The sequence below is a fragment of the Exiguobacterium sp. MH3 genome (assembly GCF_000496635.1).
Classification (GTDB): domain Bacteria; phylum Bacillota; class Bacilli; order Exiguobacteriales; family Exiguobacteriaceae; genus Exiguobacterium_A; species Exiguobacterium_A indicum.
Window position 1 is genome coordinate 1,891,021 of sequence record NC_022794.1, and the last position, 13,938, is coordinate 1,904,958.

Genomic DNA, 13,938 nt, shown 5'->3' on the forward strand with positions numbered 1-13,938 from the left:
CTTCATTAATTTTTCCAGTCATTTCTATTTTTACAAAATCATCATGTCTTTTTTCATATGTCTTTTACTTTTTTCGAGATACCGGGGCTTCTCTATACATTTTTCTAGAAAAGAAAAGGAAGCCTTGGAATATTCCACGACTTCCTTTCTACTCGATTAACGTCCCATGACGCGACGTGGTTTAGATCCTTCAGATGGACCAATCAGACCGTTTTCTTCTAACGCATCAATAAGACGGGCAGCTCGGTTGTAACCGATGCGGTACTTTCGTTGAATCATCGACGTTGATGCCGTCTCTTGTGTCAGAATGAACTGGACGACCTCATCGTAAAGTGGATCGTCGACCTCTGTTTCGCCCTCTGGTACATCTTTTGGAATCATCGCTTCAACATACTGTGCCTTTTGCTGACTGATGACATGATTGACGACCTTCTCGACTTCTTCGTCCGATAAAAAGGCTCCTTGTACGCGGACCGGTTTGTTCATGCCGTTACCAAGTAACAACATATCTCCTCGTCCGAGCAATTTATCAGCGCCTCCCGTATCAAGAATCGTCCGCGAGTCAGTCGCACTCGATACACTGAATGCGATCCGCGACGGGATATTCGCCTTGATGACACCGGTGATGATGTCAACACTCGGACGCTGCGTCGCAATGACCATATGAATTCCTGCTGCTCGCGCCATTTGTGCAAGTCGCATGATCGCATCTTCGACTTCGTTTGACGCGACCATCATCAAGTCAGCTAACTCATCGACGATGACAACGATGTACGGTAATCGTTGATGCACTTTCTCCTCTGCGTTCATCTTATCAATGAGTGCATTGTAGCCTTCGATGTTGCGCGCTCCGTTTTGACTGAAGATCTCATAACGGCGTTCCATTTCCGAGACAACCTGTTTTAATGCCTGTGCCGCTTTTTTAGGATCGGTGACGACGGGCGCTAAGAGGTGCGGAATGCCGTTGTAGACGTTCAATTCGACCATTTTCGGGTCAATCATCATCAAGCGGACTTCATCCGGTCGTGCCCGCATCAATATCGAGACAATCATCCCATTGATACAGACCGATTTACCGGAACCCGTCGAACCGGCAACTAAGACGTGTGGCATCTTATTCAACTTCGCTGTCACCGTCTCACCAGAAATGCTTCGTCCGAGTGCGACGAGCAAACGATCGCTGTCCGATTGGACGCTCTCCGCTCCTAGTACTTCTCGAAGTGATACCATGGCGACTTCACGGTTCGGCACCTCGATTCCAACAGCCGCTTTACCCGGAATCGGTGCTTCGATCCGAATATCTTTTGCGGCTAACGCTAGCGCTAAGTCATCGGCGAGTCCCGTGATTCGACTAAGCTTGATTCCTTGTTTTGGTTCAATCTCGTACTTCGTGACACTAGGTCCGAGATGAATCTTTAAAACTTTTGCTCCGATCCCGAACGACTTTAAGGTCGCGATTAATTTCGTCGCATTGTCCTTCAATCGTTTGTTCTCACCGGACAAGTCTTTTGATGTTGGTTCTGCTAACAAATCAAGCGACGGCAATTGATAACCGTCGGGTGTCTCTGTCATCGTCAACGGTCCTTGTGTCTCCGCTGCTTGCGGTTCAACGTGATCCGTGAAACCGATGATCGGAACGTCTTGAATGTTGACGGAAGGATCTTCTGCTTCTTGTTCCGTTTCGATCGGTTCCTCGATAGTTGCTGGTCGCAATGTCTTCGTTTTTTTCTCACGAACCGGTTTCGCTTTCAACTCTTTTTCGACACGAGGACGTGGTGTCCGTTCACGATTGTGAAACTCTTCTGCACGTTCTCGGAGCCCAAGCCACAGCTCTCCATAAAACGATGGGTTTAGTATATGAACGGCCGTTCCGATGAAGAACAGACCAATCAAGAAGGCACCCACGCTCGAAATATAATAAGCTGCGTTTTGATAGAGCCATCCATTGAGAATACCACGTGGTGCTCCGAGCAATAGATCAATCCAGACGACTGAACCCATCAGTAACATCGACCATGCCCATTTTTGAGCACGCGACGCATTCGAGAGGAGTAAAAGTAGCACAGCACCGATTCCACCATATAATAAGGAACCGAACTGACCAATTAACCGCTCTCCTCCATCAGCTAGCGTCAGTCCGACTTTCCCGAACTCCCCGAAAGCGAGAACGAAAGCTAATAATGAGACGATTGCGATGATGGTCGCATATGTACGATACGCAATCGGCTGACGTTGTTTCTTCGCTGCCGGTCGTTTCCGTGGCGGCGTTTTTTTTCGTACAGGTTTTCGTTTCGTCGTCGCCATACGTCATCCCTCCTGATAAAAAAACGGCTCAGTGGACCAGGTATTGGTCAATCTGAGCCGCTCGTTTGTTAAATCTCCATGATGATTGGAAGAATCATCGGGCGGCGTTTCGTCTGTTCATAGAGATAAGCACTCAGTTTATCTCGAATCAACGACTTCATCTCCGTCCAATCCAATTCTCCGTTTAATTTACCTTGTAGTTGTTTCGCAACGATTCGGTTTGCTTCGTTGATCATATCCTCTGATTCACGCATGTAGACGAATCCGCGAGAGATGATTTCTGGTCCCGATACGATCGTTTTGTTTTTCCGGCTGATCGTAATGACACAAAGGACGACACCGTCTTGCGATAACAAGCGACGATCACGAAGGACGATGTTTCCGACATCACCCACACCGATTCCGTCGATCAAGACGTTTCCAGCGTTCACTTTGCGTGACATCCGTGCTTTGCGCTTCTCGAACTCAACGACATCCCCATTCTCGATGATGAAGATGTTGTTCGCATTCACGCCAACCGTCTGTGCGAGACGACTGTGTGCCTTTTGCATCCGGAATTCTCCGTGAATCGGTAGGAAGAATTTCGGTTTGATCAAGTTGAGCATCAACTTCAGATCTTCCGCATGACCGTGACCGGACACGTGTACTTTCCGTTGGTTGTAAATGACATTCGCACCAGCACGGAACAAAAGATCGATCGTTTTCGAAACCGACTTTTCGTTACCCGGAATCGGCGAAGCCGCAACGACGACCGTATCGTTCAAGCGAATATTGACTTGCTTATGTGCGTTACGCGCCATTCGTGTCAAGGCTGCCATCGGCTCACCTTGCGATCCTGTCGTCAAGATGACGACTTGGTTGTCGTCGAGGCGGTTGATGTCAGATAGATCAATCAATGTTTTCTGTTTGAAGCGTAAGTAATTCAAACGCTGTGCCACTTCGACGTTATTGACCATGCTACGACCAACGACCGCTACTTTTCGATTGTTCGCTTCTGCTGCCGCAAACACTTGTTGTAGACGATGAATGTTCGAAGCAAATGAAGCGACGATGACACGACCTGGTGCCTCATAGATGACGTCGTTCAGTTCAGAACCGACGATCGATTCTGATCCAGACATCCCTGGTCGCTCTGCATTCGTTGAGTCAGACAGTAAGCAAAGCACTCCCCGTTGACCAATTGCTGCAATCTTCCCGAAATCCGCCTGTTTTCCATCAACTGGTGTGTAATCGAACTTGAAATCCCCTGTATGGACGATCGCACCTTGAGATGTTTGAATACATACCCCGACTGCATCCGGAATCGAGTGGTTGACCCGGAAGAACGTAATAAAATGACCTGCAACGGTTAATTTCGTCTTGGCATCAATTGGACGAAGATCTGCCTTTTTCAATAAACCGGCTTCTTTTAATTTGTGTTCAATCAAACCGAGCGTCAAACGCGTTCCGTAAACCGGTACTTTTAAGTCACGCAAGACGTAACTGAGTGCCCCGATATGATCCTCGTGACCATGGGTAATGAAAATCCCTTGAATCCGCTCTTTGTTTTCTTTTAAATAACTGATGTCTGGAATGACTTTATCGATTCCAAGCATCTCGTCTCCTGGGAACATTAATCCGGCATCGATGACGAAGATGTCCTCGTCGAGTTCGACGACGTACATGTTCTTCCCGATCTCACCGGCGCCACCAAGAGCAAAGACGCTTACTTTTTCCGTCTTCTTCTTTGACACAACATGACCTCCTATAATTCATATTCACTTTTCGTGAGCCGTCCACTTATCACTATCACTATTCTAGCCGAATTTTCACAATCTGCCAACAATCGGACTAGGAAATCTAAAAAAAACGTCATTCCTGCCACATTACTCCAGGAATGACGTTGATCACGTATTCAACAAATCTTCGACTTCTTCCGTTCGTTTCGCTTTTTCCGAACGGCTTGGACGTTCACCAGCCTTCAGTTCGTCGAGCGAATACCCGAACGTCATCTCAAAATGAGGATAGTCGACGAATCGTTTCCAATCGCCTCCCCATTCAAAACCGAGCGCTTTTCCGATATCCGCGACTTCACGCCAATCACTTTTCCCTGACCGATTCCCATCATACTCAAGATCATATGAAATCTCTCCATTCACGAGCTGAACGAAATCGACAGCGAGTCCATAATTGTGCATCGATTCACCACCACGTGCATTCGTGACGACTTCCCCTGCCTTAGAACGTCCTTGTTCATAAAGCGCGTTCTGTTGCTGAATCGAGCGGTATCCTTGCGTAATCTTGATATCGATATTGTAGCACGAATGCGCAACACGGATCAGATCCTTTGCCCCTGCTTCGACAGCTGGGTGGAGACGCTTCAGGTTCGTCTCGCTTGCATTGATTAAGCGATCTTCCCCCGCTACATCTCGTGGACAACTATCAATCCCGAGCTCCGGTTGATCCATTAAAATCGTCGGCATCCGATTCATGGATGCCGCAAGAAACAATCCAATCGCAAACATCGTCAATAAAAATACGATCCAACCGAAGATTGTTCCCCGTTTCATCAGCGGCGAAGCTTCTTCCGAAGTTTTTGTAAAATCGGTAACCCAGTCTCAAGCAACAGATAGAGCGGACGATTGAGTACATAATCGAACTCACCGATTTTTTCAATCATCCGGCTACCCCAACCAGATTTAAAGGCATAGAGTCCCGCGTAATGATCATCCGGGTCTGTCGAACCACTGACTCCACCGAAGTCATAGGAGAGCGCACCATGTTCTTTCGCATATTGCATCATCGTCCACTGCATCAAGTGGTTCGGCATGAATTCCCGGTACTCGTTCGATGAAGCGCCGTATAAGTAATACGAGCGACGACCAGCAAGCGTCAAAAGACCACCAGACAGGATGACACCGTTTGGATGTTTGGCAGCAATCGTCATCAGTTCCGTCTTCGACTTCTCGGCTTTTTCGATTTGTGCTGTCGTCTGCTCCAAGCGATTGTTTAAGCTCTTTAACTTTTTCTCAGCCGTCTCTTTCTCAAGCTGACGATGAATCTTCGAGAGTTCCTTATCGGCTTGAAGTAATAAGGCTTCTGTATTCTCAAGCGCACGTACGACATCGAGTTTCGTCAAAAACAAGACCGCATCACCTTTTGGATGGAGATGATCGTACAGATTCTCGAAATAATCCAGACCGCGGATCGAGAAACCATCCCGTTCGCCCGTCTCGATCATCAGTTTCGCAAATGTCTTTAGCCCTTCACGATCCGCTTGTTCGCATACGATACCTTTGCGTTCAGCAAGGCGGACGTTGTAGCGGAACTTCGAATGGAAACCGTCGAAGATCTCTTTTTCTGTCCCTACAAGACTCGTCTCCATCGTAAAGCGTGGCTGCGCGTAGTCAAAACCGCCACCGAAGCCATTATGTTTAAAGCCAAGTCCTTGCATCTCCTGCAACAGACCAGGATATTCTTCCCGCTCGACGTTTGGATCAAATTTAATCGCAATTGCCTTCTGTTGTTTTGCGACACGAATCGCTTCGTCACGAAGGGCGCGAAGTGCGTCCGTATCCGTATAATCGACGACGAAACCGCGCGGTGCATAACAAAGCGTGAACGGTAGCTTCGGTACTTTCTTGAACAAAAGAAGACCAACTCCGGCAATCTCACCGGAAGCCGTTCCGACCGCGATCCGTTCATGTGTCCATCCTGTCGCGCTTTTGACTTCTCCCCATGCTGGAAGCTGGAGTAAGTCGCCTTTGGGATGTGTTTTTACGAATGTTTCAAATTGATCTATGGTTACAACGATTGGTTGATAAGTCACTTCTGTTCCTCCATTTGCCGTATCATCTCTTTGACGATGATTTCCTCATCGAGCGGGAATTTCTCATCCCCAATGATTTGATATTTTTCATGGCCCTTACCGGCTAAGATGACGATATTATCTGGTCGTGCGAGTCGTGCTGCGTAACGCACAGCCTCTTCCCGATCACCGATTTCAACGAACTGATCGTGGGTCATCCCTTTGGCGATGCCGGATGTAATCGACTCATATGCTTCATATCGTGGATCATCCGTTGTGATGACAACGGTTCCTGCGTACGTCGAAGCGAGTTCGCCCATCTTTGGTCGTTTCGTCACATCGCGATTTCCACCTGTCCCGATCAGGAAGACGATCTTTTCCTTCGGTACGTCAACGAGTGCTTTCAGACACTGTTCGATGCCGTCAGGCGTATGCGCATAGTCGACATACACGTTATATCCTTCAATCGGCAAGCGTTGCATCCGACCTTTTGCCGGACGGATTGCTGAAATCGCGCCTGCAATCGTCGCTAGCTCATATCCGCAAGATAAGAGGATCCCTGTCGCAAGCAACAGATTGTAGACGTTGAAGCGACCGATGAAATTCGCCGTGACATCGACTTGTTCTTCCTTGTACAGCATCGTGAACGTCGTTTGTTGAAGCGACTGTTCAATCGCTGTTGCTCGAAGATCAGCTGCGTTGTCGATGCCGTATGTCATGACACGAGCACCTGTCATCATCTCATACAGCTCACTCGTCGGATCATCCGCATTCAAGACCGCGACTTTCTCTGTCGACAGCCGTTGACCGAGTTGTGCAAACAACAATCCTTTGGCACGCGCATAGTTTTCAAACGTTTTGTGGAAATCAAGGTGATCATGCGTCAGATTCGTGAATCCCGCAACGTCGTAATCGACACCCGTTACCCGACCAAGCTCTAATCCATGTGAAGAGACTTCCATGATGACATCTTGGACATCTTCTTCGTGCATCTGATACAGAAAGGCTTGTAACTCGGAGCTTTGTGGTGTCGTATTGCGACTTGGCACGACGCGGTCACCAATCTTGACTTCAACCGTACCGATGATGCCCGTCTTCCGACCAAGGTGCGCTAATATATCACGGACGATCGTCGTCGTCGTCGTTTTCCCATTCGTTCCCGTAATACCAATCATCCGCATCTTTTCAGAAGGATAATCATAGAATTTGCCAGCCAACTCGGCAATGGCACGTGATGTACTACGAACAAGAATGACAGGAATCGACACGTCGACCGGTTGTTCCGCGACGATTGCGACCGCTCCTTGTGCTTCCGCCTGTTTAGCATAGTCGTGTCCATCAACAGTATATCCTTTGATGGCGACGAACAATGTTCCCGGTTTAACATCCCGTGAATCGGTCGTAATGGACGTAACGTCCACTTCTACCATTCGTTCGATTTTTTGCGTCTGTATGACTTGAATCAATTCAGCTAAATTCAACGGTATTCCTTCTTTCTCGACATCGTCATTTCATATGTTTCATCTATTCCGTTCTGCTATCATGCTTCCTCTTCTTCGTCTGCCGGAAGAATATAGGCCTTTGCCGGTTCCTCCGAAAAGATGTGCTCAATCAGCCCTTCGATATCCGATGGACGAATCCGTTCGACATCCGCTAACACTTCTTCAAGTGATGGATGGCGATGTAGATGCAACTCATTTCGGGCGTTTCGATTCATGTGACTCGATGTGCCTTCGTTGCCTAGAATCAGAGAACCTTTCAGCTGTTCAATCCCATCTTCGAGTTCCTTCGTCGATAATCCATCCCGCTTCAAGCGATCGATTTCAGCAGCGAGGACCTGTTCGACCTCTTCGACCGATTCCGGAGACGTGCCGACATAGATCGTGAACGTTCCATGATCGTCAAACGTCGTGTAATAGGAAAAGACTGAATAGGCAAGACCGCGTTCCTCTCGGATGGATTGGAACAAGCGACTCGACATCGTCGCACCGAATGCATTATTGAGTAAGGCGAGGGCAGGCAAACGTGGGTCAGCAGAAGGAATCGCACGGAAATTATAACAAATATGAGCCTGCTCCGTATCCTTTTCCTTACGAATCACACCATTTTGTAACCTTGGCTCTGTCGTCTCGCGTGTCTTCGATCGTGATTCGAGAATCGACATCCGCTCTTGAATCTGCGCAATCAACTCGTCTGAGACGTTTCCGGCAACGGAAATGACGATTTGATCCGGAGCATACGCTTCTTCGAGATATCGTCCGATCATCGCACGATCAATCCGAAGCACACTCTCTTCCGTTCCAAGAATCGGTCGAGCCATGACATCTTCTCCGTAAGCCGCAACAGCTAATAACTCATGGACGAGATCATCCGGTGTGTCATCGTACATCTTGATCTCTTCAATGACGACCTTTTTCTCTTTTTCCAGTTCATCCGCGTCAAACGTCGATTCAAGGAACATGTCCGCCAATACGTGAAAGGCTTCGCCTGCATGTTCATCTAGTGTCTTGACGTAATAACACGTTTGATCCTTACTCGTGAACGCATTAATATTTCCACCAAGTCGGTCAAAGTAAACCGCAATCTCTTTTGCCGTATGGCGTTTTGTTCCTTTAAACATCATATGCTCGATGAGATGACTGATACCATGCTCCTCGATCTGTTCCGTCCGACTTCCTGCTTGAATGAAGATTCCGGTCGCGACGCTGCGTGCTTCCGGCATCCGTTCAACGATCAGTCGAACTCCGTTTTCTAATTGTATCCGTTCGATCATAGTAATTCCTCCAAATATAGGAAACAAGGTGGCTCTCGTTGCATTCTCTGCACCGTCGAGCCACCTTGGATTCATTAGTTACGACGTGGTGGACGTTGTCCGTCACGTGGTGGGCGTGAACCCTGATCCCGACGTGGCGGGCGGTTCTCACGCTCTGTCTTTTTCTTTTCTTCGTATGCAGCACGATCTTCTTCACTTAAGCCTTCGACGAGCAGGACTTTGTGTGAAGCGTTGACGCGTCCTTTGTCATCGATTTCCGTGACACGGACTTTTAGCTTATCTCCAAGTTTGACGACATCTTCCGTTTGACCGACACGGTTAAGTGCGAGTTCCGAAATGTGGACGAGTGCGTCTTTTCCTTTGAACAATTCGACGAATGCACCGAATTTCTCAACACGACGAACTGTTCCATCGAACTCTTCACCGACGACGACTTCACGGACGATATCTTCGACCAATTGACGGGCACGATCGATGCCGGCTTGATCCGTCGAAGCGATAAAGACGGTTCCGTCTTGATCGATGTCGATCTTGACGCCTGTCTCATCGATGATACCGTTGATGACTTTACCACCAGGTCCGATGACATCACGGATTTTATCTGGATTGATTTTGAGTGTGACGATTTTTGGTGCGTATTGTGACAATTCGACACGTGGTTCAGCGATGACCGTTTGCATATGCTCAAGAATGTGCAGACGACCAAGACGTGCTTGCTCGAGTGCTTCTTCGAGGATTTGACGCGTGATTCCGCCAATTTTCATATCCATTTGCAGAGCTGTGACACCTTCGTGAGTTCCAGCGACTTTAAAGTCCATATCTCCGAGATGATCTTCCATCCCTTGGATATCCGTCAAGATCGAGTAATTGTCGCCTTCCATGATCAAGCCCATCGCAATACCAGCGACAGGTGCTTTAAGTGGAACACCAGCATCCATCATGGCAAGAATCGAACCACAGATTGAAGCCTGTGATGAAGAACCGTTCGACTCAAGGACTTCTGACACGAGACGAATCGTGTACGGGAAATCGACTTCATTCGGAAGAACTGGTAAGAGTGCGCGTTCTCCAAGTGCCCCGTGACCAATTTCACGACGACCTGGTGCACGCATCGGACGTGCTTCCCCGACTGAGAATGGCGGGAAGTTATAGTGGTGCATGAAACGCTTCTCTTCCTTCAGACCCAGTCCATCGATGATTTGAGCGTCACCCGCAACACCGAGTGTCGCAACAGACAAGACTTGTGTCTGACCGCGAGTGAACAAACCTGAACCGTGTGCACGTGGTAAGAGACCGACTTCTGAATCAAGTGGACGGATCTCAGCAAGACCACGACCATCTGGACGGACTTTATCTTCTGTGATCAGACGGCGGACTTCGTCTTTGACGAACTTGTTGAGAACGCCTGATACTTCTGCTAGTTGTTCTGCTGTGACTGACTCGTCAGCTGCATACAACTCGATGTATTTTGCGATGACTTCGTTGATGGCAACGTCACGTGCTTGTTTTTCTTCGACTTGAACTGCTTGTGTGACTTCTGCCAATGCTTCTGCTTTCAGGCGATTGACGATTGTCTCATCGAAGCTTGATACCGTGTAGTCGAACTTCTCTTTACCGACTTGTGCGACGATTTCTTCTTGGAACGCGATCATTTCCTTGATGACATCGTGTCCGAGCAAGATCGCTTCAAGCATTGCTTGTTCCGATACTTCCTTCGCACCTGCTTCAACCATGTTGACGGCATGTTTTGTCCCGGCAACTTGAAGGTCGATGTCGCTGACTTCCATTTGCGCTGAAGTCGGGTTCACGACGAACTCTCCGTCGACGCGACCGATTGTCACGCCTGCGATTGGACCGTCGAATGGAATATCCGAGATCGAAAGCGCAATCGAAGCTCCGATCATCGCAGCGACTTCTGGTGAATTGTCAGCATCTGACGAAAGAACCGTCGTCGCGACTTGAACGTCGTGACGGAAACCGTCCGGGAATAGTGGACGGATCGGACGGTCGATCAGACGCGAAGTCAAGATCGCGCTCTCTCCAGGGCGTCCTTCACGTTTGAGGAATCCACCTGGGATTTTCCCTGCCGCATATAATTTTTCTTCATAGTTCACTGTTAATGGGAAGAAATCTAAGTCCTTCGGTTGTTTTGATGCAACGACCGTAGCAAGAACGGCTGTATCGCCGTAACGAATCAATGCTGCTCCGTTCGCTTGTTTTGCTAATTGACCGATTTCAATCGTTAATGGACGTCCACCGAGTTCGGTCGAAAACGTCTGTTTTGTTTGTGACATGCACAAATCTCCTCTCACTGCTATCCGTTTTTTCATTCAAATCTAATTATGTAGGTTCTTGCGCAAAAAGTCCATGAATCGGCAAAAAAAAGAAACAGGAGACGATGCTCCTGCTTCCCTACCTCGTTCTCGTCGGGATTAGCGACGGAGACCAAGACGCTCGATCAACGAACGGTAACGTGCAACATCCTTGTTACGAAGGTATGTGAGCAAGTTACGGCGACGACCGACCATTTTCAAGAGACCACGACGTGAGTGGTGATCCTTTTTGTGTGTACGTAAGTGATCGTTCAAAGTTGTGATCTGTTCAGTTAAAACAGCAACTTGTACTTCCGGCGAACCAGTATCGCCTTGTTTCGTAGCATATGCTTCGATGATTTCGTTTTTACGTTCTTTTGTGAGTGCCATTGTCACTCCACCTCCATCTTATGAATGACCGTATTCCCGAGCATCGGATGGTGAGACCAGATGCCAAGTGAATCGGCTGTACGTAATCGTACTGACCTATCATAACGAACCCTGTCCGTACTGTCAAACGCTTAATCGTGTATTTGCCTCTTCGCGGTCTCGTGTCAACTGTTCTTTCAATTGATCGATACCATTGAAGGCTTTTTCATCGCGTAAATAAGCAATCCATTCAAGCGTCAATTCTTGACCATAAAGATCCTCATCAAAGTCAAGAAGATGTGTCTCAATACTGACGTCTCCCGTCTCATAAAACGTCGGGCGTCTGCCGACGTTCGTCATCGCTTTGAATCGACGACCGTCCGCTAAGCGAACGAATGTCGCATACACACCAAGTTTCGGTATGACGTAAGAAAATTCCGGACGCATGTTGGCTGTCGGGAAGCCAATTTGTCGACCGCGTGCGTCACCGTGAATGATCGTGCCTTTGATTTGGTAGGGTTCTCCGAGTAAACGTGCAGCCGGTTCGACTTCTCCTGCAGCAAGTAAACGACGAATCCGGGTTGAGCTGATTTTTTCTGCTTCTTCTTGGAACTCTGCTACAACGGTGTGCGTGAACGTGCCCCGACTATGAAAATCAAGCGTCGTCATTTTGCCAGCTCCGAAGCGACCGTAGGAATAATCAAATCCAGCGACGACATGCTCTGCACCGGACGCAATCAGATATTCATCGACGAAAGCTTGCGGTGACAATTCCGAGAAAGGAATCGTGAACTCAATGACGTAAACACGATCGACACCAAGGCGTTCGATTTTCTCTAATTTACGTTCAAGCGGCGTGATGTAGCGGACCGGTTCATCCCCTTTACCAAGTACTTGTTTCGGATGTGGATCAAAGGTCATGACAGCCAAAGGCAGGCGACGAGCCTCCGCTTCTTTCCGTGCTGCTGCGATGACTTGCTGATGTCCGAGATGTACACCGTCAAAAAAGCCAAGTGCGATGACAGCAGGGGCTTTTTGAGGCTGTTCCGGATATGTCAAATGTATGATGTCCATGATGCTCTCTCCGATCTTAATCGATTTGTAGCATGACCTCGACGCGTGCTACCTGTTCTTCTGGAAGACGTCGATATAGCGCTAAAGGTACGTCCTCTTCATTATAGACAGTAAACAGCTCGAATTCGACTGGAATGCTTGTCAGCTTTGCTCCGTTCAAGACACGTTGCGCTGTTGCTGCATCAACCGTCAATCGTGGCCATTTTTGGATGACGTGTTCGATCGGAAGGACGTGTTGCATCCGCTCTTCGACTGTCTCATACGATTCGAGTGTCTCGAGTGTGACGGTGTCCGTCTCAGCAATCGCACCAGAACCTGTCCGGCGTAAGTCGCTCATGTGTGCGGCATAACCGAGTCGTTCTCCGATTTCGACTGCTAGTGTCCGGATATAGGTCCCTTTTCCACATGCGATATCAAGGCGGAAGCGACAAAGACCATCTTCGAACACAAGGTCCGATGTCCGTTCCAATCGATCGATACGGACGATCCGTGTCGGTCGCTCGACTTCAATCCCTTTTCGTGCATATTCGTATAGTTTCTTCCCGTTCACTTTGACTGCTGAATAATACGGTGGCGTCTGTTCGATTTCTCCTGTCAAGGCGCTCAGAATATCAGCGATCGCCTCTTCAGTAATACTTTCGGGTTCGACCGGTGTTTCACGAACGATCTCTCCGTGTGCATCTTCTGTCGTCGTTGCAAAACCGATCGTCACTTCCGCCGCGTAACGTTTTCCTTCATCCGTGATGAAACGGGCAAGTTTCGTCGCTCGACCGAGACAAATCGGTAAGACACCTGTTACTTCTGGGTCAAGCGTCCCTGTATGTCCGACTTTTTTCGTCTGAAACAAGCGACGTAGACGAAAGACACAATCATGACTCGTCATGCCGGCTGGTTTATCTAGTGGTAATACTCCGATGGGTTCCACGTGATGTCCTCCTTGAAAAAAGGCAACCACACGCGTGGTTGCCTTAGGTGTTAATCTTTGTTCAAATTCCGAAGCAACTCATCAATGCGTGATCCGTATTCGACAGAAGAATCGACCTCGAACAATAGTTCAGGTGTTTTCCGCAGACGAATCCGCGATCCGATTTCCTTACGCATGAAGCCTTTTGATTTTTCAAGACCGATGCGCGCATCCTCACGTGCTTTTTCGTCACCGAGGACTGAATAGAAGATCGTCGCTTGTTGCAAGTCTCCTGTCACTTCGACACCTGTGACGGTAATCGGCTTGACGCGTGGATCCTTGACATCCTTGATGAGCAGTTGCGTAATTTCCTTACGCACCTGTTCGGCGACACGATTCGAGCGTAAACTCATGT

General features: G+C 48.4%; 11 protein-coding genes. All 11 read right to left on the reverse strand.

The annotated features are described in order from the left end of the window. Window positions 1-156: 156 nt before the first annotated feature. Window positions 157-2,304, reverse strand: a complete 2,148-nt coding sequence (locus tag U719_RS10125; RefSeq protein WP_023468669.1) for a DNA translocase FtsK — start codon at window positions 2,302-2,304, stop codon at window positions 157-159. 68 nt (window positions 2,305-2,372) lie between these two features. Beyond that, window positions 2,373-4,037 carry a ribonuclease J gene (locus tag U719_RS10130; RefSeq protein ID WP_023468670.1) on the reverse strand — a complete coding sequence of 555 codons (1,665 nt, stop codon included), beginning with the start codon at window positions 4,035-4,037 and terminating at the stop codon, window positions 2,373-2,375. 153 nt (window positions 4,038-4,190) lie between these two features. Further along, window positions 4,191-4,853 (reverse strand): M15 family metallopeptidase, encoded by a 663-nt coding sequence (locus U719_RS10135; RefSeq protein WP_023468671.1) that lies wholly within the window; start codon window positions 4,851-4,853, stop codon window positions 4,191-4,193. After that, window positions 4,853-6,112: a lipid II:glycine glycyltransferase FemX gene (locus tag U719_RS10140; protein WP_023468672.1), complete on the reverse strand. Its 1,260-nt coding sequence runs from the start codon at window positions 6,110-6,112 to the stop codon at window positions 4,853-4,855. The genes U719_RS10135 and U719_RS10140 overlap by 1 nt, the downstream gene beginning before the upstream one ends. After that, entirely contained in the window at window positions 6,109-7,572 is a 1,464-nt protein-coding gene (locus U719_RS10145; RefSeq protein WP_023468673.1) for a UDP-N-acetylmuramoyl-L-alanyl-D-glutamate--2,6-diaminopimelate ligase, read from the reverse strand. The genes U719_RS10140 and U719_RS10145 overlap by 4 nt, the downstream gene beginning before the upstream one ends. A gap of 59 nt (window positions 7,573-7,631) precedes the next feature. Beyond that, window positions 7,632-8,864 carry a pitrilysin family protein gene (locus U719_RS10150; protein ID WP_023468674.1) on the reverse strand — a complete coding sequence of 411 codons (1,233 nt, stop codon included), beginning with the start codon at window positions 8,862-8,864 and terminating at the stop codon, window positions 7,632-7,634. 74 nt (window positions 8,865-8,938) lie between these two features. After that, window positions 8,939-11,158, reverse strand: a complete 2,220-nt coding sequence (pnp, locus tag U719_RS10155; protein WP_023468675.1) for a polyribonucleotide nucleotidyltransferase — start codon at window positions 11,156-11,158, stop codon at window positions 8,939-8,941. Window positions 11,159-11,296: 138 nt separating this feature from the next. Then, window positions 11,297-11,566: a 30S ribosomal protein S15 gene (rpsO, locus tag U719_RS10160; protein ID WP_023468676.1), complete on the reverse strand. Its 270-nt coding sequence runs from the start codon at window positions 11,564-11,566 to the stop codon at window positions 11,297-11,299. Window positions 11,567-11,689: 123 nt separating this feature from the next. Continuing rightward, window positions 11,690-12,619 (reverse strand): bifunctional riboflavin kinase/FAD synthetase, encoded by a 930-nt coding sequence (locus tag U719_RS10165; RefSeq protein ID WP_023468677.1) that lies wholly within the window; start codon window positions 12,617-12,619, stop codon window positions 11,690-11,692. 16 nt (window positions 12,620-12,635) lie between these two features. Beyond that, complete coding sequence (gene truB, locus U719_RS10170) at window positions 12,636-13,544, reverse strand: tRNA pseudouridine(55) synthase TruB (protein WP_023468678.1); 909 nt, start codon at window positions 13,542-13,544, stop codon at window positions 12,636-12,638. Between the two features lie 50 nt (window positions 13,545-13,594). Next, window positions 13,595-13,936 (reverse strand): 30S ribosome-binding factor RbfA, encoded by a 342-nt coding sequence (gene rbfA, locus U719_RS10175; RefSeq protein WP_023468679.1) that lies wholly within the window; start codon window positions 13,934-13,936, stop codon window positions 13,595-13,597. Between the last annotated feature and the right edge of the window lie 2 nt (window positions 13,937-13,938).

Bases quoted from the DNA above. Each gene is read 5' to 3' on its own strand.
- U719_RS10125 (WP_023468669.1), bottom strand. From the start codon at position 2,304: ATGGCGACGACGAAACGAAAACCTGTACGAAAAAAAACGCCGCCACGG.
- U719_RS10135 (WP_023468671.1), bottom strand. From the start codon at position 4,853: ATGAAACGGGGAACAATCTTCGGTTGGATCGTATTTTTATTGACGATG.
- U719_RS10150 (WP_023468674.1), bottom strand. From the start codon at position 8,864: ATGATCGAACGGATACAATTAGAAAACGGAGTTCGACTGATCGTTGAA.
- pnp (WP_023468675.1), bottom strand. From the start codon at position 11,158: ATGTCACAAACAAAACAGACGTTTTCGACCGAACTCGGTGGACGTCCA.
- rpsO (WP_023468676.1), bottom strand. From the start codon at position 11,566: ATGGCACTCACAAAAGAACGTAAAAACGAAATCATCGAAGCATATGCT.
- U719_RS10165 (WP_023468677.1), bottom strand. From the start codon at position 12,619: ATGGACATCATACATTTGACATATCCGGAACAGCCTCAAAAAGCCCCT.
- rbfA (WP_023468679.1), bottom strand. From the start codon at position 13,936: ATGAGTTTACGCTCGAATCGTGTCGCCGAACAGGTGCGTAAGGAAATT.